This window comes from Adhaeribacter terreus (assembly GCF_042657365.1).
In the GTDB taxonomy this organism is placed as follows: Bacteria; Bacteroidota; Bacteroidia; order Cytophagales; family Hymenobacteraceae; genus Adhaeribacter_A; species Adhaeribacter_A terreus.
The window spans coordinates 355005-374692 of record NZ_JBHSKT010000003.1 but is presented as its reverse complement, the minus strand read 5'-3'; the positions used below and the strand labels follow the sequence as shown (position 1 = coordinate 374692).

16 protein-coding genes are annotated in these 19688 nt (G+C 43.0%); 9 read left to right on the top strand and 7 right to left on the bottom strand.

All coding sequences use genetic code 11. The features are described 5' to 3' along the window. Positions 1–32 precede the first annotated feature (32 nt). From ACFPIB_RS06860 to ACFPIB_RS06840, 5 genes are all read left to right on the top strand, one after another. Positions 33–665 carry a chemotaxis protein CheC gene (locus tag ACFPIB_RS06860; RefSeq protein ID WP_378016691.1) on the top strand — a complete coding sequence of 211 codons (633 nt, stop codon included), beginning with the start codon at positions 33–35 and terminating at the stop codon, positions 663–665. A gap of 98 nt (positions 666–763) precedes the next feature. Then, positions 764–1579, top strand: a complete 816-nt coding sequence (locus ACFPIB_RS06855) for a putative phage abortive infection protein (protein ID WP_378016690.1) — start codon at positions 764–766, stop codon at positions 1577–1579. Positions 1580–1741: 162 nt separating this feature from the next. Then, a complete protein-coding gene (gene speE / locus ACFPIB_RS06850) occupies positions 1742–3025 on the top strand; it encodes a polyamine aminopropyltransferase (RefSeq protein WP_378016689.1) in 1284 nt (427 codons plus the stop codon). Between the two features lies 1 nt (position 3026). Continuing rightward, positions 3027–4130 carry an agmatinase family protein gene (locus tag ACFPIB_RS06845; protein ID WP_378016688.1) on the top strand — a complete coding sequence of 368 codons (1104 nt, stop codon included), beginning with the start codon at positions 3027–3029 and terminating at the stop codon, positions 4128–4130. Between the two features lie 164 nt (positions 4131–4294). Next, positions 4295–4633, top strand: a complete 339-nt coding sequence (locus ACFPIB_RS06840) for a phage holin family protein (protein ID WP_378016687.1) — start codon at positions 4295–4297, stop codon at positions 4631–4633. 88 nt (positions 4634–4721) lie between these two features. Here the strand turns inward: ACFPIB_RS06840 and ACFPIB_RS06835 are convergent, their stop codons facing one another. Continuing rightward, positions 4722–5054, bottom strand: a complete 333-nt coding sequence (locus ACFPIB_RS06835; protein WP_378016686.1) for a four-helix bundle copper-binding protein — start codon at positions 5052–5054, stop codon at positions 4722–4724. A 171-nt stretch (positions 5055–5225) separates the two neighbouring features. On the opposite strand from ACFPIB_RS06835, the gene recQ reads away from it, so the two are divergent. Further along, on the top strand, positions 5226–7364 hold the full coding sequence (recQ, locus tag ACFPIB_RS06830) for a DNA helicase RecQ (protein WP_378016685.1): 2139 nt from the start codon (positions 5226–5228) through the stop codon (positions 7362–7364). Positions 7365–7413: 49 nt separating this feature from the next. Here recQ and ACFPIB_RS06825 read toward each other — a convergent pair whose 3' ends face one another. Continuing rightward, the gene (locus ACFPIB_RS06825; protein ID WP_378016684.1) at positions 7414–8568 is read right to left on the bottom strand and encodes a S8 family serine peptidase; all 1155 of its coding nucleotides are present in this window, start codon (positions 8566–8568) and stop codon (positions 7414–7416) included. A gap of 814 nt (positions 8569–9382) precedes the next feature. Here ACFPIB_RS06825 and ACFPIB_RS06820 point away from each other — a divergent pair. Both ACFPIB_RS06820 and ACFPIB_RS06815 read left to right on the top strand, forming a co-directional pair. After that, positions 9383–10159 (top strand): XRE family transcriptional regulator, encoded by a 777-nt coding sequence (locus ACFPIB_RS06820; protein ID WP_378016683.1) that lies wholly within the window; start codon positions 9383–9385, stop codon positions 10157–10159. Positions 10160–10298: 139 nt separating this feature from the next. Next, positions 10299–11015 (top strand): pirin family protein, encoded by a 717-nt coding sequence (locus tag ACFPIB_RS06815; protein WP_378016682.1) that lies wholly within the window; start codon positions 10299–10301, stop codon positions 11013–11015. A 146-nt stretch (positions 11016–11161) separates the two neighbouring features. Here ACFPIB_RS06815 and ACFPIB_RS06810 read toward each other — a convergent pair whose 3' ends face one another. The 3 genes from ACFPIB_RS06810 to ACFPIB_RS06800 all read right to left on the bottom strand — a co-directional run bounded on the left by ACFPIB_RS06810 (position 11162) and on the right by ACFPIB_RS06800 (position 15136). Further along, positions 11162–13012, bottom strand: a complete 1851-nt coding sequence (locus tag ACFPIB_RS06810) for a M2 family metallopeptidase (protein ID WP_378016681.1) — start codon at positions 13010–13012, stop codon at positions 11162–11164. A 176-nt stretch (positions 13013–13188) separates the two neighbouring features. Then, entirely contained in the window at positions 13189–14514 is a 1326-nt protein-coding gene (locus tag ACFPIB_RS06805) for a DNA recombination protein RmuC (protein WP_378016680.1), read from the bottom strand. A 211-nt stretch (positions 14515–14725) separates the two neighbouring features. After that, on the bottom strand, positions 14726–15136 hold the full coding sequence (locus ACFPIB_RS06800) for a hypothetical protein (RefSeq protein WP_378016679.1): 411 nt from the start codon (positions 15134–15136) through the stop codon (positions 14726–14728). 205 nt (positions 15137–15341) lie between these two features. Here ACFPIB_RS06800 and ACFPIB_RS06795 point away from each other — a divergent pair, with 205 nt between their 5' ends. Next, positions 15342–15641, top strand: a complete 300-nt coding sequence (locus tag ACFPIB_RS06795) for a LysM peptidoglycan-binding domain-containing protein (RefSeq protein ID WP_378016678.1) — start codon at positions 15342–15344, stop codon at positions 15639–15641. Positions 15642–15723: 82 nt separating this feature from the next. On the opposite strand, the gene ACFPIB_RS06790 is transcribed toward ACFPIB_RS06795, so the two are convergent. Further along, the gene (locus ACFPIB_RS06790; RefSeq protein ID WP_378016677.1) at positions 15724–18636 is read right to left on the bottom strand and encodes a PD-(D/E)XK nuclease family protein; all 2913 of its coding nucleotides are present in this window, start codon (positions 18634–18636) and stop codon (positions 15724–15726) included. Between the two features lie 53 nt (positions 18637–18689). Next, a complete protein-coding gene (locus ACFPIB_RS06785; protein ID WP_378016676.1) occupies positions 18690–19673 on the bottom strand; it encodes a hypothetical protein in 984 nt (327 codons plus the stop codon). Between the last annotated feature and the right edge of the window lie 15 nt (positions 19674–19688).

Here is a 19688-nt window from a genome sequence, read left to right as displayed (position 1 = left end):
TGCGGTAATTGTTTTATTAAAAAGTAAGATCCATGGAACTTCAAGTATCTGAGCTGGAAAAAGACATTATTAAAGAGATCCTGAACATTGGCCTGGCCCGGGCTGCAGATTCTTTTGCAGTTATTGCCAAGGACATTGTGCTCCTGAAAGTTCCGGACTTACATCTAACCGATCCCAAAGAGATCCTAAAGCTGGTTGCGGATTATGAAAATACGCACGTAATTATTCAGAGCGATATAAAAGGCGATTTTAACGGCTCAACACTGATGCTTTTCTCCAGCAGCCAGATCGAACGGTTAAGCGAGGTGTGCCTGAAAGTAGAATATAAACACACCGGTGAGCTTTCTGATATGCAGGAATCTTTGTTGCTGGAGATCAGCAATATTATTACCGGTGCATTGGTTACCCAGCTGGCTAACATTCTGAAAGCCAATATTTACGGGTCGCCGCCGGTAGCGCCAAAAGGCAACATTGCCGATTCGCTGAAAGATATTCTGGCGCATCATCCGTTATTCCAGCCGATGGTTTTTACGGTTATTACGCAATTTACCAATTTTACCAAAGTGGTAGAATTGCCGCTGATGATCTTCTTCGATACCAATACATTTATCAAAATTCTGGATATCATTCGTTCGTATAGTTTCCTGGAAGAAAATAACCAGTAATTTATGAACTTGGTTTGTTTCTGACTTTTTACCACTGAAAACATAGCGTTTTTTATTTTTTAGCGTACAACCCGGTAATCTGTTTTAAAGTTTACCGGATGCGTTTCAAAATCCAGAAGAACAACATAAGCACGTTCGAATTCTTCGGTTATGCCCTTATTTTAATGGGCGTAGTTATTCTGGTCTGGGGCGTGCAGCAGTTCAATTTGTTCGGCAGGGTAGAAGGTAAATCGCCGGAAGTGCTGAGTGTAAGATTTGGGCAATATGGCGAATTTATTGGTGGCATTGTAGGTTCCCTTTGGGCCTTGGCCGGCGTTTTTTTATTCTTTGCCACGCTGCTTTATCAGAAACGCGAATTTGAGCTGCAACGCACAGAATTGCACAAAACCCAGCGCATTTATCAACAGCAAAGTTTCTCCACGCTTTTCATCAGTTTTTTAGTGCAGCACAACGAAATTGTGGGCAAACTTTCGGCGCACGATATTAACCAGGTTGCTTGGAACGGGACCAATTTCTTTATTTTTTTCAAGGAAAAAGTGCTCAGTTCCTATATTGGTAAAGTTCGGTTGTTACCTAAAGAACAGCGCACGGAAAAATTATTATACGCCTACTTTCGCGACTATTTTACCTACCATTTCCGGTTTTATGAAAGCATTTTGAACCCGTATCTGCGCAATTTAACGGTGCTACTGAATATGGTAGAACGTTTCCGGCAGGATGCTGACGATGAAAGCGATTATTACAGCCTGATCATGAAAACCAATTTGTCGGATTCGGAGTTATTTCTGATCTACCATTTAAATGAGTTCGGCCTTAAACCTGAAATTAAACATGCCATACAGCATTACGATTTTTTTCAGCATTTGCCGGCTTCCGAAAAAGTGCATTACCAGGTTAAAACCGAAAAAATATAAAAGTGAGTTTTACCTACAGGCCTGAAATTCGAGTTTTTAGACCCAAAACCCTACCGTTTTTCAAAGCCCTGAAAATGGTTCTTTTGATAATCGGCTTATATTTCGTTTTTTTGCGTTCTTTTTTAACTATATCCGCAACGGATCTTAACAAACATTTTGCGAATGGAAGCTTTAGGCAGACATATTTTGGTGGAGTTCTATAACTGTTCTCCGGAATTGATGAATGATGTGGTGCACATTGAAAAGAGTATGGTTGAGGCGGCAGAAACGGCCGGCGCTACCGTTATCAACAGCACATTCCATCATTTTTCACCGTATGGCGTTTCGGGCGTTGTAGTAATCCAGGAAAGCCATTTAGCGATCCATACCTGGCCGGAATACGGTTATGCAGCAGTAGATTTGTTTACCTGCGGAGATTCTGTGAATCCGTGGGTTTCTTATAAATATCTGGAAGAAGCTTTTAAAGCCAGCCACGGTTCTTCTATGGAGTGCCGCCGCGGCCAGATGGGCCTGATGCAGCGTTCTGATTTTAACATTGAAACGGTACGCAACGTTGAGCAAAAGTCATTTGATCATCCGGTAAAATTCACCCGCGATGTTTGGTTTACCGAACGCGACGAAAATATTGCCCTTTCTTTAAAACACGATGGCCAGCTTTACAAAAAAGAATCGCCATACCAGAAAGTAGAGGTTTTTGCGACGCAGGCTTACGGCAACATGCTTACTTTAGATGGCATGGTTATGTGCACGCAGAAAGACGAATATGTGTACCATGAAATGATCACTCACGTACCAATGCTGAGCCACGGTCGTGTAAAACGCGCGCTGGTTATTGGTGGTGGCGACGGCGGTACAGTTCGTGAATTACTGCGTCACCCTGACCTGGAAGAAGTTGTGCTGGTAGAGATCGATGCGCTGGTTATCGAAGCCTGCAAACTGCATTTACCGGAAACTGCCGCTGCTTTCGATCATCCGAAACTGAAATTGCTGGTAGAAGACGGAATTAAATACATTAAAGAATGTGCCGATAACGCTTTCGACCTTATAATTGTAGATTCAGCTGATCCGGTTGGCCCGGGTGAAGGTTTATTCACTGCTGAATTCTACAAAGAAGTTTACCGCTGCCTGACCGAAGACGGAATTATGGTAACCCAAAGCGAATCGCCGCGTTTCAATGCCAGCGTTTTTGCCGAGATTTATGATTGCTACCGTGGTATTTTTGGAGCTGATAAAGTGCATTGCTATTTAGCTGCTATTCCAACGTACCCAACCGGCACCTGGAGCTTCTCTTTCTCAAGCAAAGGCAACGCGCAGCCACTGGTATACGACCGAGCAACCGCCGCAGAATTTTCGCGCAAAAACGATCTGAAGTATTACAACGAAGATATTCACGCGGCTGCGTTTGCGTTGCCTAATTTCGTGAAACAACTTTTAAAACTGAAATAATATGGCCGCCAAAACGGTATCGGAAATGACTAAAAAAGACAAGATCGCGAATTTCGATTTCAATGGTGTTGGCGATAGTAACGCCGGTTTATTCGGTTTGCCTTTCGATGAAAATGATGCAGAGATCGTAATTATTCCGGTTCCCTGGGAAGTTACCGTTTCTTACAGCGCCGGTACCGCCGAAGGCCCGCTGGCTGTAAAAGAAGCTTCGCCACAACTGGATCTTTTCGATCCGGAAATTAAAGACGCCTGGCAACTGGGAATCTGGATGGAAGACATTTCAGAAGACTGGCAGAACGAAAGCTCCAAATACCGTGAGCAAGCCGAAAAATACATAAAATGGCTCGAAGCCGGCAGCCCGAAAGATGATAAAACCGACTATAAAAAAATGGTAGGGCTTATCAATGAAAAAGGCAAGGCGCTGGCAGATTGGTTAAAAGAACGCAGCCTGGCTTACCTGAAACAAGGTAAAATGGTAGGCCTGCTGGGCGGCGACCACAGCACACCGCTTGGTTTGATGCAAGCTTTAGGCGAAGTGCATGAGGAATTTGGAATTCTGCACGTAGATGCACATTGCGATCTGCGCGATGCTTACGAAGGCTTTGAATATTCTCACGCTTCGATTATGTTCAATGCCCTGAAAATTCCGCAGATGAAGAAAATTGTGCAAGTTGGTATCCGAGACCTGGCGCAATCGGAAGCGGAACTGGCTGAACAATCGAACGGACGCGTGGCTATATTCTACGATTTCTTTTTGAAAGAAGGAATGAATGACGGCAAATCGTGGAAGAAGCAATGTAAAAAGATCATTGCCCAGTTACCGCAAAAAGTATACATCAGCTTTGATATCGATGGCCTCGATCCAAAACTTTGTCCGGGTACGGGAACGCCGGTTCCTGGTGGTCTGGAATTCGATCAGGCGATTTATTTAATTAAAGCACTGGTGCGTTCCGGCCGTGAAATTGTAGGTTTTGACCTGGTAGAAGTAGGACCTGGCGAAAGCGAATGGAACGGAAACGTAGGCGCGCGCTTGCTTTACAAACTTTGTAACTGGATGGCGGTTTCGCAGAAAAAACTGGAAGCACCCTTGTTGCACGCGAAGTAGTAAACAACAGAACTTAAAAAGAAAAAGGCCTGAATTATCAGGCCTTTTTCTTTTGTCAATAATTCCTTCCCGTTTAGGTTAATTAACGCTATTATCGAAAACAAAACCCCGGTATTTCAGTAAATAAGCAATATTCTAAATTTCATATTCTAACGCTGAAAACTATGGGTTTTATAATTAAATTACTGCTAACCGGTGTAGCGGTAGTGCTTTCATCGTACATTTTGCCGGGTGTACACGTTTCCGGATTCGGCAGTGCGCTTATTCTGGCGCTGGTCCTGGCTATTTTAAATGCTATTATCCGGCCTATTCTGGTGCTGTTAACTATTCCCATAACTTTTATAACGCTTGGGCTATTTTTACTGATTATCAATGCGCTAATCATACTTTTAGCTGAAGCCATTGTCCCCGGTTTCCAGGTCGATGGGTTTTTATGGGCGCTGATCTTCAGCATTATACTCTCCATTATTACTGCCATAATTGACCTGATTACCGGCCGTTAAAATAAAAAAGCCCCGAATTTCTTCGGGGCTTTTTTTAGCAGTTTTTTATGCTAAAAGCATAGCGTTTTTAATTAATAACTTTATCCTTTTAACCTTTCATCCAGATCTCGCAAGCCTGCGCACATTCTCTGCAAATAGCCGAACAATGCTGACAATGCTCATGCGAGTGTTTGGCACATTCGGCTTCGCAGGCTTTGCAAATTTCAATGCATTCTTTCATTACGTGTTTAGCATGCTCTGAATTCCGACCTACGAGCCGCGCTGTAAGCATACAAATATCCGCACAATCGCGGTCCAGCTGAATGCAGCGCGCCATCATTTTTACATCGTCTTCCTGGAGGCATAAAGTTGCACATGTTTCGCAGGCGGTAATACATTTTATTAGAACGTGCTCAAGGCCGTTGGTTTTGTCCGATCTCATAAGTTAGGGTTTAAGTGACTCAAATTTTACGGAGGGCTAAGTTTATTGTTTGCTACGTTAACTCATAAAATGCTCCTAAACGCTATGTTTTCGGGCGTAAAAAGTCTGAACAGGTGGTGCCTTTTCTTTATATGAATGGAATTTTGTAATTTTAACAAAATTTAACAGGGTATGGAAATTCAGGCGGCAAAACAGGTTTTAAAAGATTATTTCGGGTACGATTCTTTCCGGCCAATGCAGGAAGATATAATCCGGAATGTGCTGCAAAACCGCGATGTGCTTGTGTTAATGCCTACCGGCGGCGGAAAATCGCTTTGCTATCAGGTTCCGGCTATGGTAAAACCGGGCATTTGTGTGGTCGTTTCGCCACTCATTGCTTTAATGAAAGACCAGGTAGAAGCTTTGCGGGAAAACGGAATTACGGCAGATTTTCTGAACAGCACCCAATCTTCCAAAGAACAGGAAATCATTGAGAATAAATGCTATGACGGGAAGCTAAAAATGCTATACGTTTCACCTGAAAAACTGCTTTCTGCGGGTTTTTTCAGTTTCCTGAAACGGCTGCAAATAAACCTGTTTGCCATAGATGAAGCTCACTGTATTTCTGCCTGGGGCCACGATTTCCGCCCGGAATATACCCAGCTCAAATACATTAAAGAACAGTTTCCGGAAGTTCCGGTAATTGCGCTTACAGCCACCGCCGATAAACTTACCCGCCAGGATATTCTGCAACAGTTGATGTTGCATAACCCGCAAACTTTCGTTTCTTCCTTCGACAGGCCCAATATTTATCTGCAGGTAAAGCCGGGGCGCGATCGCATAAAACATATCCTGAATTTTCTGGATGAACATCCGAATCAACCGGGAATCATTTATTGCCTAAGCCGGAATGCTACCGAAAATTTAGCCGCCAAATTGCAAACGGCCGGTTTTAAAGCAACCTATTACCACGCCGGAATTACAGCTGAAAAGCGCGCATCAGCCCAGGAAAAATTTCTGCGGGATGATGTTCAGATCGTTTGTGCTACCATTGCTTTCGGAATGGGAATCGATAAATCGAACGTTCGCTGGGTGATCCATTATAATTTGCCTAAAAATCTGGAAAGTTATTACCAGGAAATTGGTCGTGCCGGCCGCGATGGAGCAAAATCGGAAGCGCTATTATTTTACAGTTACGGCGATGTAGCTTCGCTGCGGACCATGCTCACGGAAGGCAAAGACAAAGAACCGGAATTGCAACTGGCGAAACTGGAACGAATGCAGCAATTTGCAGAAGCGAATCATTGCCGCCGCCAAATCCTGCTGCAATATTTCGGCGAAACCAAAGCAGAATCGTGTAAAAACTGCGACATCTGCCGGAATCCGCCTTCAACGTTCGATGGAACCGTATATGCGCAGAAAGCACTTTCAGCCATTGCCCGTTTAAAAGAAGAAGCCAGGATCGGTACCGTAATCGATGTATTACGCGGTTCCCGGAACCAACATATTTTGGCAAAAGGCTACGACAAAATCAAAACGTTTGGAGCTGGCAACGATCTTGGTTTTATGGAGTGGCAAACGTATCTGCATCAAATGCTGAACGCCGGCTTGTTTGAAATTGCTTACGACCAGAATTATGCCCTGAAACTGAATGCCAACAGCGAAACGGTATTGTTTCAGCATAAAAAAGTGCCGCTGGTAAAATTCACACCGGTTGCCGCTGCTCAGCCTGCAGAAAGAATAACCAATGCCCGTCCGAAAAAAGAGCTACAAAAAGATGCTTTATTTGAACGACTGCGCAAACTTCGAAAGCAAATTGCCGATCAGCACAACGTGCCGCCCTACGTGGTTTTTTCGGATAATACCTTACTGGAAATGGCTGCTGAAAAACCAACTAACCGGGTGGCGATGCTGGCAATATCCGGAGTAGGCATGGTGAAATACGAAAATTATGGCTACGATTTTATAAACGAGATAATACTGTTCATTTCGGAGCAAACCGAGCAAGGCAATAAAGTAAAAGGAGCAACTCATTTGGCAACTTTCGAACTTTATAAGCAAGGCCTAAGTCCGGAAGAAATTGCAAAAGCGCGCGACCTTAATCCGGTTACCATTTTTTCTCACCTGGCCACATTATTTGAACAAGGCTATGAGATCAATATCAATAAATACTTAAACCAGGAGGATTACAGCGCTATTGAAGCAGCCATTAAAATGCTACCTACTGATGCTAAGCTGAAGGATATTTTCGATTACCTGCAGGAGCAATACGATTACTTTAAGATCAGGCTTTCGCTGGCTGTTTTTAACCGCAAAAACAAAAAAACATAAAAAAGCCCCGGATAATTCCGGGGCTTTTTTATTTATTATATCGTTCCGATTATTTACTTGCGATCGGGTCTGGTCTGCTGTCTTTATCGCCGGTTACTGCACCACGGCTACGAATAGAATTACCATTCAGCAATAATAAACCCGCAATGTGTGGCGAAGCGTACGAGGTACCACTACCGCTTGAGTAACCACCTGCTTTATTGGTAGATGGAATACTTTCACCTGGCGCTGCAAAGTCAACTGGTGCACCGTAGTTCGAGAAAGCTGAGAATTGACCCAGGTTATTCATTGAAGATACGGTATAAATACCAGTAGCATTGGCACGGGCCGGAGAGTTATTCGAACAGTCTACACCGCTGTTACCCGCTGCAATGGCAAACAAAATACCTTTAGCAGCCGCACTTTTTACCGCGTTATCTAACGTAGAAGAAATACCGGCACCTAAACTCATATTTACTACATCGCCTGGTCTAGCGTTGGCAATTACGTGGTTTACCGCTTTAATTGCTGTAGACACACTACCACGACCGGCGTCATCAAATACACGAAGCGCAACAATTGTAGCATTTGCAGCCACACCAACTACACCCTGAGCATTATTTTTAGCACCAATAATACCTGACACCATTGTACCGTGGCCATAACCATCTACGAAGGAAGTAACACCTGTAATAAAGGATTTACTTCTCGACTGGTCAACGTTCAGATCCGGGTGATTCGGGTTAATACCACTATCGATTACCCAGGCTGTTTTACCGGTACCATCACCGTAACCTACACGGGCAACACCCCAAGGAATAGTCTGGGTCGGCTGCGCAATGGTGGTAGAGTTATCGGCCAGGGAAATAATACGGTCCTGCTCAATAGAAGCAACATTCGGATTTTTCTTCAGTTCTTCTAACTGATCTTTCGATAATTTACCGGTAAAACCTTTAATGGCACCATCGAATTTCTGACCAACGTCTTGCGCGCTGATCTGATCTTCAGAGATCATTTCGTTGATAGATTCGGTTGTGGTTTCACCAGATTTTAAGGTTACAATATATTGGCCTTCAATGGCTTTACCGCTTTCGCCGGCAGTTACGTTTGGCTGATTCGATGCCGATTCATTTTCAATAACATCATCTTTCTGACAGCCAGCCATTGTAAATACAGAGGCAAGGGCAAAATATGATACTGCTTTTTTAAATTGGTTCGCTTTCATAATCTTATTTCTCTAAGTTTTCAAAATCAGGATAATATTTATTAAAGTTTAATTGCAAGCTTGATCTTATCGCCATTGCCATCCATATTTTCCTGAACTATTCCCTAATAACAGATCATAGCCAAGATAAAGTTCAAAATCTACAAGGACTTTCTGGAAATAGGTACAAATTTTTGACCGCCATTTACAGAAATAAATCCAATTTGCTTAAAACAGAATGCCTGTTAAAAACAATTTTTAAAAGCCCTGACTAGCTATTATCTGACTAATGGCCTCAAAGTCCAGGTCAAATGTCTTATCCAATTTTTTAAGAGAAATAATTTGCAAGAGATTATGGGCAAATAGACAAAAACATAACTTATTGGTTGCTGTTTTTTTGCGTAGTAAAATCTAAAAGCCGCTTAAAAAGTATTTCTTTACAATAATTATTCTCCTTCTATAAATTTTCAACCGCATAGTCTATGAGGTTTTTCAACATTATTTACTTCGAAGTTAAAGGATAGTTTCAGGATAAAATACTATAAGTTCCTTGAAATAACGTTTTAGGGCTAGGGTACAATTAATTTATAAAATAGGTGCAAATAGCAGTATTACAAACCGAATAATGGTTTTTTGTATATTAGAAAAGTTTAATTGTGTGCGTGTGTGTGTCTTTGATATTCAGTCCAATTTCTGATACTGTAATCTGTCAGAAAATCTAAACTATAAATAAATATGCTAAATTAATTAGTAATTTATTTTGTTTTTCCGTAGTTTTATAGATAAATGTAAAACCACAGGTTTTGCGGCAGGGGTTTACTAAAATGATTAGAACATGCTTAGCACAAATTTAAAATATCTTCGCAAGCGTTTGGGTATCACGCAGGCGCAAATGGCCGAAAAAATAAATATAAAACGCTCTCTGATAGGAGCTTATGAAGAGGGAAGGGCAGAGCCTAAATTATCTACGCTGGTAAGTATTGCGCGCCTTTTTGGAATTTCCCTCGATTCTTTGATCACGCAGGATCATAGCCAGTTGGTGCCACAGGTAACGCAGGAAGAAGCTAAAAATCAGGAAGGAAAGTTACGGGTACTGGCAATTACAGTAGATCAGGATCAAAACGAGAATATTGAACTTGTGCCGCAACGCGCCAGCGCTGGTTATCTGAATGGTTACGCCGATCCAGAATTTATGGAAGAACTTCCGAAATTCAGGTTGCCAATGCTGGCAGGTACCGGTACTTACCGTGCTTTCGAGATTGCCGGAGATTCGATGTTGCCGCTGGTCAGCGGAACCGTAATTGTTGGCCGTTTTGTAGACGACTGGAATTATATAAAAGACGGCACGCCATGTATTATTGTCAGCCAGCGCGAGGGTGTGGTATTTAAGCGCTTATATAATAAAGTAAATGCCGGCGCATATATGGCATTGCATTCCGATAACCCGATCTATCCGCCTTACGAAGTTCCGGTGAGTGATATTCTTGAGATATGGGAAGCGAAGGCTTATATCAGCAGTTCTTTCCCGATGGCCGATCTTTCACTCAGCAAACTTTCTTCTATTGTACTCGATCTTCAGCATGAAGTGCTAAAGCTGAAAAAGGCTATCTGATTGCTACAAAAAGTATTTAATTTAAAGGAAGGGGTTAGCTATATTTGGCTAACCCTTTTAACTTCCCATTATATTTGCCGTAATATCCCTCAGTTAAATAGGGTATTTCTAAAATTCGATACTACCAAACAATAGAACTATGGTTCAACTGATAAAATCTGCTGAGCGCCACCACGCTTCACATGGCTGGCTGAATTCTTACTTCCTGTTTTCTTTTGCTGATTATTACGACCCTTCAAATATGCAATTCGGGCCGTTACGCGTTTTTAATGACGATTATATAGCCCCAAAATCCGGTTTCCCGATGCACCCGCACTCGGAAATGGAAATTGTAACGATCGTGTTGAAAGGCGAAATTTCGCATAAGGATAGTCTTGGAAACGAGAAAACCATTAAAGCCGGTGAAGTGCAGCGCATGACCGCCGGAACCGGTATAACCCACAGCGAGGAAAATAAATCGGAAGAAGAACTGCATTTATACCAATTGTGGTTTTTACCGAACCGCAAAGGTTTGCAGCCATCGTACGAACAGAAAGCCATTAATTTCCTGGATGCTCATAACGAACTGATTCCGCTGGCCACCGGGCAGAAAGTGCTTGATGATGTAATTTACATGAATACGAATTCTACGGTTTATTACGCCAATCTGAAAGAAGATCAGGAAATAGATTATAAGACATTCGATATCCGGAAAGTGCTCATTTATTTAACCGAAGGCCACATGTTTGTGAATGGTACAGAATTGATGACCAATGACCAGATCAGGCTCGAAAAACAACAGATGATCAAGATCAGTGCCTCAAAGAACTCTTCCTTTATTCTGATCGATCTACCGGCTGTTGAAGCAAATTATTAATTAAAGACATAGTTCAAACCATTTACTTTTGAAGCCGAAAAAGATAGCGTTTTCTTAAGACGATAAAATAAAAAAGCCCCGAAATAACTTCGGGGCTTTTTTTTATTTGCATACGATTAGTTTTTCAGGCTAAAACCATAGCGTTTTTACATGGTGTATTTGCGACCTTTATTCTGCTTTTTCAGATATTCCATAAGCGGTTCAAAATAAGCAACCATGGCGCGGGCACTCAGATCTTCGCCTGTTTTTTCTATCAGCATTTTACGCCAGTTAGCACTTGCACCTGGGTACATTATACCTTTCAGAAATGCACCTACTTCTTTATTGCCGTAATAATTGGTAGCGTGCGGATCCTGCTTCAGAATGTTTTTAGCAATGTGGTCGTGCAGCTGGAATAGAATTACGTATGAAAGCGCATAGTCGTAATACTGGGCTGGGTCGTCGTTGATATGGGTTTTGGTTGCGGCATCGGTAAATTCTTCGCCACGGGTGGTGGGGGAGACAATGCCCTGGTACTTTTTCACATGCTCCCACCAGCGCAGGTTGAATTCATTGCTTGCCAGGTTGCCTGCATAAAGGTCATGTTCAAACTCGGTCATCACACCGGAAGCAAACGGAATGAAAACCACGTAATTCAAGGCTTCTTTCAGCAATAACTGCATGTCGTCGGTTTTCGCTTTCGGATCGATCAGGTTCAGGCTAGCCAGGAAAGGTTTTTGACTTGCGGCTAAGCCCATTAAACTTCCCAACGCTTCGTGGTAAGCCCTGTTGGCGCCTGCGCGAAGCATAACCGGAACATCCGGGTTGGAATAGGTCATGTAATAGTAAATATGGCCGTATTCGTGATGCGTAGTTTCATACCATTCGGCATTCGGCTCAATACTCATCAGGCAGCGCACGTCTTTATCCAAATCCATGTGCCAGGCCGAAGCGTGGTTATTTTTCTTGTATTTGGCGTCTTTCGGAAGCGGATATAGGTCAGATTTGGTCCAGAAAGTTTCAGGTAAAGCCGGGAAGCCGAGACTCATGTAGAACTTTTCAGCTTGTTTGGCCTGCCATTCGGCGCTTTTCTTTTTAAGTTGGGCATCAAGGTTAAAACCTTTTACGGTAACCATGCTGCTCCAGTCCTGGCCCCAGCGGTTTGGTAACCAGTGCGCCGGAATCTGGTCAGGAACTTGTTTCACTCCGTATTTTTTAGCCAGTTCGTATCGTGCGTAGGTGTGCAGTTCGCGGTAAAGCGGCAATAATTCCTGGTTTAGTTTCTGAATAAGACCCATCATTTCTTCGCGGGTCATGCCATATTCAGAAGCCTGGTAACTGAAAAAATCTTCGTAGCCCAGGGCCTGTACAGTTTGGTTGCGAAGGTCGCGCAGATTAACCAGCCCCTCTTTTAATTCTTTGCCAACTTCTTTGCTGGTATTCCAGGCTTGCAAACGTTTGTTCAGGTTCTTCTCATCCTTCAGTATATCGTCGAGCTGATTGGTAGTAACCGACTTTCCGTTCAGTTTATAATCGTAGCCATAAAGTTTTTCGGTTTGTTCGGTCTGCGCTTTAATACGCCGCTTTACAAGGTCCGGAACGGTTTGTGGATTATTGGCTGCCTGAAACAAAATTGCTTCGAGTTGTAAAACCTGCAGATGCGTTAATTTATCTTTATGTGCCAGTAGTTCCTGGGTTTTATTAATGTTGAACTCGCTGCCGGTAAATCGCGCAATTTCTTCGTTGGCCGCCTGCGTACGCTTGGCATTGGTGCTGTCGCCGGGAATAATTTTGGTATTAGATGCCCATTCTGCTTCCGAAGCCTGGTAATATAGCTTCTGATACGCTGCGGAATATTCTCTCAGATATTTATCGGCTTCGCCCCGGAAATCGCGGGGAATAGCAGCCGGCTCAGGAGTTACCACTACCGCAGTTTCAGTAGTAGGAGTGGTTGGCACTTTAGATTGGCAGGAATATAATAAACCTACGGCTAATGCCGGTAAGATCAGTTTTTTCATAAGCTGGGCGATGGTTTTAAAATCAAAGATACAAATATCTACTTCAGAAAAAAGCTGACTTTCCGGGATAAAGCGCTATCGTTTTGCCGCCGAAAAGTACAACCAAAACGGTAGGCTTTTAACGCAAAAAACCGGAGAGTTTAATCATCCGGTTTCTAATTCATTTGTAGCAATGCTTAATTCTCGGAAGGCTCAGGAAGCGAATCTTTGAGTAAATTCTGATCCAGGCTTTTGCTGGTTTTGGCACCCATCTTTTTCAGGTTTTCCACCCGCTTAATCAGGTTGCCGTTTCCTTCCGAAAGTTTATTCATCGCCAGACTGTATTTCTGCTGACTGCGTTCCAAATGCTGCCCGATGTCTTTCATATCTTCCACAAAACCTACGAATTTATCATAAAGTTTTCCGCTTTCTTCCGCAATGCGTAGCACGTTCCGTTTCTGATTTTCCTGTTTCCAGACGCTGGCAACAGTTCGCAACGTAGCTAATAAAGTAGAATTGGTAACGAACACAATATTCCTGTCCAAAGCTTCCACAAACATTTCGCGGTCGTGTTGCATGGCCAGGTTAAACGCAGGTTCGATTGGAATGTACATCAGCACAAAATCCGGGGAATTGATGCCGTGCAGATGTTGATAGTTTTTGCGGCTCAAATCAGTGTAATGCGTGCGCAGGGAATTTAAATGGTTCTTCAATTGAAGTTGCTGTACCAGTTCGTCTTCCGCGCTGCAATACGCTTCATAAGCTACCAGCGAAAGCTTTGAATCGATCACTAAATGTTTATCGTCAGGCAGTAAAATGATCACATCTGGACGGAAAATTTTCTGTTCCGCATCGCGGCGCACGTCTTCACGACGGTAGTGGATTTCCTTTTCCAGACCCGATTTTTCGAGCAGACTTTCCAGCAGATATTCGCCCCAGTTACCCTGCGTTTTGCGTTCGCCCTTCAGAGCATTAGTTAAGTTCAGCGCATCTTTGCTCATTTGCTGGTTCAGGTTTACCAATTGCGCAATTTGCTCTTTCAGCGTAGTATTTTCAATCAGGCTTTTCTCGTAAGTCGTTTCAACCTTTGCTTCGAATTCTTTGATGCGCTCTTTTAAAGGCAGAAGAATTTGCTCGATATTTTCGGCGGAAGCACGTTTGAAATGTTCAGAATTCTGCACCAAAACCTGGTTGGAAACGGTATGGAATTGCTCCAAAAAAGTCTGCCGTAAACCGGCCAGTTCTTCTTTATTCTCGGCCAGTTTTTGCTTTAAATGGTAAAGATCAGTTTCGGTTTTGCTCAGTTCGGCGTGCAGCGTAATTACCTGGCGGTTTTCAAATTTCACCTGCTCCTGCAACCTAGAAATTTCCTGTTTCTTTTCTTCCAGCTGCGTTTGCGACAAGTTCAAAGCCATTTCAGCCGCGTTCGTTTTTTTCGCAAGCGCCCCGATCTGATTTTTCAAAAGCAAGTAAACCAACCCACTTGCCGGCAACGCCCCGGCCACTACCGATATCCATTCCATACCTTAAATTTACCACAAATTCCGCCCCTGAACAAGCGCCGCATTAGTTTAGTGCCCTGCAGAAAAATTTCAGAAAAACCGTAGAGTAAAAGCACAAAAAAGTCCGGCTCTGCCTAAGCAAAACCGGACTCTGAAGTTTAGGTTGTTGGTGAAAACGCCAACAACGGCAATTTTTTAATTTTAAAATCAGCGCGTTAATCAGCGCGTTAAATTACTCTGCATCCAGTTCCATTTTAGAACCGTCCGGCGCTTTCAGATCCAGTTCATCATCGTCGAGTTTAGTTACTTCAAAAGACATGGAAGTGTTGGAACCGTTTGGCGTTAACATAAGCGTTTTACCGGATTGGTCGTAGCGATACGTGCCGTTCATGGTTTGCAGATTCGAATTCATGGAAAAATTACCGTTGGCAAAGAAAGTAAGTACGGTTTTTTCGTCTTCAGCAGTTTGCTTTACCTTATCGCCGGTAGCATCGCGCTCTTTGTCGGTAGTCCAGCTTTTACTGTCGGCGCCGTAAAGATTAGCAGTTGCTCCCGCTTTATTTTTGTTTCCACACCCATAAGCAAAGATCAAGGCAAACAGGTACAGCGCCAGGAAAGAATGTTTCAATTTCAGGTTTTTCATAGTTTTTTAGCTTGATGATTTTAAGGCAATTTAAATGCTGCCGGAAATGAACTTGGATACGAAACGAATAAAGATTGGTTCTGAAAATAAGCAGCCGAGCAACTGATAAATTGTTTAACAACAAACCGGCTAATTCTGGCGTATTCGGTAGAGTTACAGACTTATACAAAGTCTGTCATTTTTTTTCTTAACTGAATTTAAAACTATGGGACTATTTGATTTTCTTAAAAAAGGCGAACAAAAACCGGTAGAACAACCTAAAACCGGCGCCGCCAAAGACTCCACCGGCGGATTCTTTAATCAAGGTCAGGCAGCAGGACAACCAGCCGCTGCCACCGGTATGGATACCTACACCGTAAAATCCGGCGATTCGCTTTCTAAAATTGCCAAGAACTTTTACGGCGACGCCATGCAATGGAAAAAGATCCACGAAGCGAATAAAGATCAGATCTCAAATCCGGATCTCATTCAGCCGGGCTGGGTTCTGAAAATTCCGAAACAATAGATTGGATTTACGATTTTAGATTTACGATCGACGATTAATTCAGACCTCACAGGTTTTTAAAACCTGTGAGGTCTTTTAGTTTCTACCGCGCACAGATTCCCCGATAAGCGCAATACTGGCAAACTTCAAGATCATTTGTTTTCCTGATCGGTTCTTCCGGATCGAGCATTTGCTGAATGAATTTGTGCAGGTATTTTTCGCTTTCCGCCAGAAATTCTTCGGTCGTTTCAAAACCTTCATCCGTAAAATTGAGTTGCGCTTTCATCAGGCCTTTATCAAGGTTGCGGAAAGAAAGGATGCTGGCTTCGATCTCAGTTTTTTCCAGCAATTCCATACCGTTTTCGGCGGCCATAACCGGAATTTCTGAAAGGCTTTTTTCCATTAAATACCGGTACAACCAAAGCTGCCGCACTTTTTCGTATTTCTTGTTCGTCAGAAAATTGGTTTCCAGTTCTTCAGTTTTTACTTTCAGATCGGTAGGGCTTACGAAGCCGGTTTTGTAATCGATCACCCGGATCTTATTGCCGGTTTTATCAATTCGATCGGCTTTACCGGCCAGGTTCACTTCAACCAGTTCATCGCCCACAGGCACCTGCATTCGGGTTTCCAGGCTTTGCTCAAGTTTCAAAACTTTCAGCGGATAGGCGCCCGATTTGATTTCCAGATCCAGATATTTCTGCAGGATTTTAAGGGCCACTTTGTATAGCAGGTAATTCATTCCCTGCTCCGGCAAGGCTTCTAAGGTTCCGCGCTTAAATTCCTGCCTGACTTTTTCCGGCAATTTCCCTAGCATTTCCCGCAGGTCAGATTCCAGCACCGGTTTCTTATTGAGCATAAACGTCTGGTAAAAATCTTCCAGAACCTTGTGGACGATATTCCCGAACTGGTCGGTACCGATCTGCTCATCCATTTCGTTTGTTTCGCGCAGTCCGGCAACTTTAGTGAAATAGTATTGCAGGTTGCAGCGCACCCACATATTCAAATGCGACGGGTACAAGCCTTTTTTCAGGTTCGCTTTTAGTTTGTTTAAAACAGCTTCGTCTTTTTCAATAATTATGTCGTGGTTGTAGCTTTTCTTCTTTTCGGTTTGGATTACAATGCCGGTTTGTTCGGTGTATTTTATCTTCGGATTTATCGGTGCTAAATGATTGGCTAATTGCAGAATGAAGCGGCTTTTTTCGGCGGCGCCAAAAGTATCTGAAGGTTGTACATAGAGTAAACTTACGGTTTTGGCGCGCTGCAGCAGCCGGTAAAAATGGTAGGAGGTAATGCTTTCCTGTTCCGAATACGTTGGTAAACCAAACTCGCGGAGCACATCGTAAGGCATCAGCGAAGAATGCTTTTTCGGGGCCGGCAGAGTCTTTTCGTTGACTGATAAAATGATCAGGTTTTCAAAATCCAGCGCCCGGGTTTCGAGCATTCCCATCACCTGAATTTCCGATATCGGTTCGCCTTCGAAAGGTAAGCGGGTCTGGCCAATTTGCTCGTACAGGAATTTCTTGAAGCTGCGCACCGAGATCTTTTGCTGGCGGCAATCGAATATGGAATCGAGGCGTTTTACGATGGTGTACAGGTGGTAGAGGTATTCCGTTTCGACCGGGTTGATCAGATCGAAGCGGTAAATATCTTTCAGCAGATCGATAATTTCGAACATCGCCGCAATGATGTCGTCGCAGTTGCGCCACGGCCGGAAAAGCGACTGGAAAAGCGGGTGTTCTTTGCCAAGTTCGATTAAGGTTTGCGCCGAAAGTAAAATGCGGTTCTCATCCAGAATTTTGGTTACCACGTTCTGCACCAGATTTTCGAATTCCGGCTGTTCCGTTAAATTTTCGTGGAGGTAATGCTCGTAGCGACGAATGAACGGGTGGCTCAGGAGTTTATTGACGGCCAGGTAATGGTAATGCTGCACCGCGTAACCCGTTTGCCCCGGCTGAATAATGCCCGTTAAATGCACATCGAAAAGCAGATCGACCAGGTTGAAAAGGGACGTGCCTTTGAGCGTAAGCCCCATCGTAACGTTGTAATCGGGCACGTTTTCGCCGATGGCGTGCAGCACGGGCAGCAGCATATTTTCGTCGGGCAGCACAATGGCTACTTCGGCGTTCGGTTGTTTGCTGCGAATTTCGTCCAGCAACTGACCAGCCACCCGGCCCTGCATACTGGCATTGGCCACGCCGATCACGTTAATTTCTTTTTCGGAAGTAAGAAGTTCGTTTCCGCTGAAATTCCATTCGGGCAGGCTCCAGTTTTTTCGGTACTTCCGCAGGAAATGCCCGGCGCGGTTCGGCGAATCGGTGGCTAAATAATACTCATCGGCATCGAAAAATACGTCGGCCTTATTAAGGCTTAAAAGCGTGCGCACGATCTTTTCTTCCGACCGGCTCAACGCATTCAGGCCAATAAAAATGTAGCGGTGGCAGGTAGTTTTTTCGGTGATCTCTCTAACGTTTTCGGCTACGTAGCGGAAGGCCATTCCGGGGTAGCTTTGCTTTTTCTTGCGTAAATTCTGCCGCAGTTTCCGGTAGGTTTTTTCCAGGTTTTCCCAGAGCTTGAAGTAGTTGGCAACGGTATTGGAAATGGGCTGGCCCAGTGCTTCCGGATCCCAGCGCTCCAGGGCTTTGGCTTCGGAAAGGTATTCGAAAAGCTTGTCGGTGGCTACCAGGTTCTGGTCGATGCGGTTGAAATCTTCGAGCAGAGTGCCGGCCCAGCTCACGTATTGGTCAAAATCGAGTTTCTGGTCGAATTCCTGGATGATGTCGTAAAGCTCGAGCTGCAGGCTGATGGGCTCCACAATTTCGGTTTTGGCCAGGTTGCACACAAAATCCTCCATCGAAGAAACTTCCGGGCTCCACATTCCGCCCGGCGCCAGTTGCGCCAGCGCATTTTTGAAATACAAACCCGCCCGGCGCGTCGGCACGATCACGCACAGTTGGCTGATATTGTCGGGGTATTTCTGAAGTAAAGCAGCCGCAGTTTGGTGGAGGAAGGTTTGCATTTGGTGGGAGTAAGAAAAGTTTTAATTTAATGAATTGGAGATTTCTATAAAATTTAACTATTTGGTTCCTTAGAATACTTTACAATTTTCATTGACTTACCTTCCTCAACTTGTATTGAATCACCACCATAAAGCTCATTCATACCGACTATTTCACCTTGTTCATATTGAAGTATTATATTACTTTTAATTGAAAATTGATAGTAATTGTATTTGAATTTATGTAGCCCATCTTTACTAACTGGATAACTCTTATAGACTTCTTTATTATATTTAGGCTGCATTGCCTTTATTAAGGCCTTTTCAGCATCTAAAAAAATGGTTTTTTGAGAAGGCATATTTCTGCCTAAATATGTATCAACCATTTCCCTGTTTTCTTGTTCATTCTCAAAATCATCACCAAATGAACTAATAGAAATGTTATCGTAAAATTTCAAAAATAGGATTGCAATTTCGTGGGTGGGTAATGATCCATAATTTAATGGATACTCTATTGAAAGAATTTCTTGTAATGTTGCGTGTCCGGTTAACCTTTTCCAAATATCTTGGTCAGTTGCTTTTCCAACATATTTAACTTTATATTTAACAAATTCGTCAATATTACCAATTACTTCCGCTTCCAGTGATTCATTCAAATAATAATGAATAAACATCTCTGGGGAAATCCAAAAAATATAATCATCTTTTTGAATTAAAGATATTCTATGAATATTGTTTATTGGAATTGAAGCAACCTTATTATTAATATCATTAGAACTTAGGCTCAAAAAAATATATTCACTTTTATCTAATGTAATATCATTTTGAAATATAGGCAGCTTACACTTCAAAAATGAAGGGTTTCCAATTTGCCTAATTTCAAATTGTATTTCACCTTCGTCTATATTAGGAACAATATTCTCAAATGATAAAACAGGTCTTTGAGCAATAATATAAATTCTACTTTCCTTCAATATATTTTGAAGAATTGGATCACTTTTAATTATACTGAAATCAAAATTACAAATAGGACTAAATGCTAATTGTAATTGGTTCAAAAGTATTTTCCTGTT

Bases quoted from the DNA above. Each gene is read 5' to 3' on its own strand.
- ACFPIB_RS06860 (WP_378016691.1), top strand. From the start codon at position 33: ATGGAACTTCAAGTATCTGAGCTGGAAAAAGACATTATTAAAGAGATC.
- ACFPIB_RS06855 (WP_378016690.1), top strand. From the start codon at position 764: ATGCGTTTCAAAATCCAGAAGAACAACATAAGCACGTTCGAATTCTTC.
- speE (WP_378016689.1), top strand. From the start codon at position 1,742: ATGGAAGCTTTAGGCAGACATATTTTGGTGGAGTTCTATAACTGTTCT.
- ACFPIB_RS06845 (WP_378016688.1), top strand. From the start codon at position 3,027: ATGGCCGCCAAAACGGTATCGGAAATGACTAAAAAAGACAAGATCGCG.
- ACFPIB_RS06840 (WP_378016687.1), top strand. From the start codon at position 4,295: ATGGGTTTTATAATTAAATTACTGCTAACCGGTGTAGCGGTAGTGCTT.
- ACFPIB_RS06835 (WP_378016686.1), bottom strand. From the start codon at position 5,054: ATGAGATCGGACAAAACCAACGGCCTTGAGCACGTTCTAATAAAATGT.
- recQ (WP_378016685.1), top strand. From the start codon at position 5,226: ATGGAAATTCAGGCGGCAAAACAGGTTTTAAAAGATTATTTCGGGTAC.
- ACFPIB_RS06825 (WP_378016684.1), bottom strand. From the start codon at position 8,568: ATGAAAGCGAACCAATTTAAAAAAGCAGTATCATATTTTGCCCTTGCC.
- ACFPIB_RS06820 (WP_378016683.1), top strand. From the start codon at position 9,383: ATGCTTAGCACAAATTTAAAATATCTTCGCAAGCGTTTGGGTATCACG.
- ACFPIB_RS06815 (WP_378016682.1), top strand. From the start codon at position 10,299: ATGGTTCAACTGATAAAATCTGCTGAGCGCCACCACGCTTCACATGGC.
- ACFPIB_RS06810 (WP_378016681.1), bottom strand. From the start codon at position 13,012: ATGAAAAAACTGATCTTACCGGCATTAGCCGTAGGTTTATTATATTCC.
- ACFPIB_RS06805 (WP_378016680.1), bottom strand. From the start codon at position 14,514: ATGGAATGGATATCGGTAGTGGCCGGGGCGTTGCCGGCAAGTGGGTTG.
- ACFPIB_RS06800 (WP_378016679.1), bottom strand. From the start codon at position 15,136: ATGAAAAACCTGAAATTGAAACATTCTTTCCTGGCGCTGTACCTGTTT.
- ACFPIB_RS06795 (WP_378016678.1), top strand. From the start codon at position 15,342: ATGGGACTATTTGATTTTCTTAAAAAAGGCGAACAAAAACCGGTAGAA.
- ACFPIB_RS06790 (WP_378016677.1), bottom strand. From the start codon at position 18,636: ATGCAAACCTTCCTCCACCAAACTGCGGCTGCTTTACTTCAGAAATAC.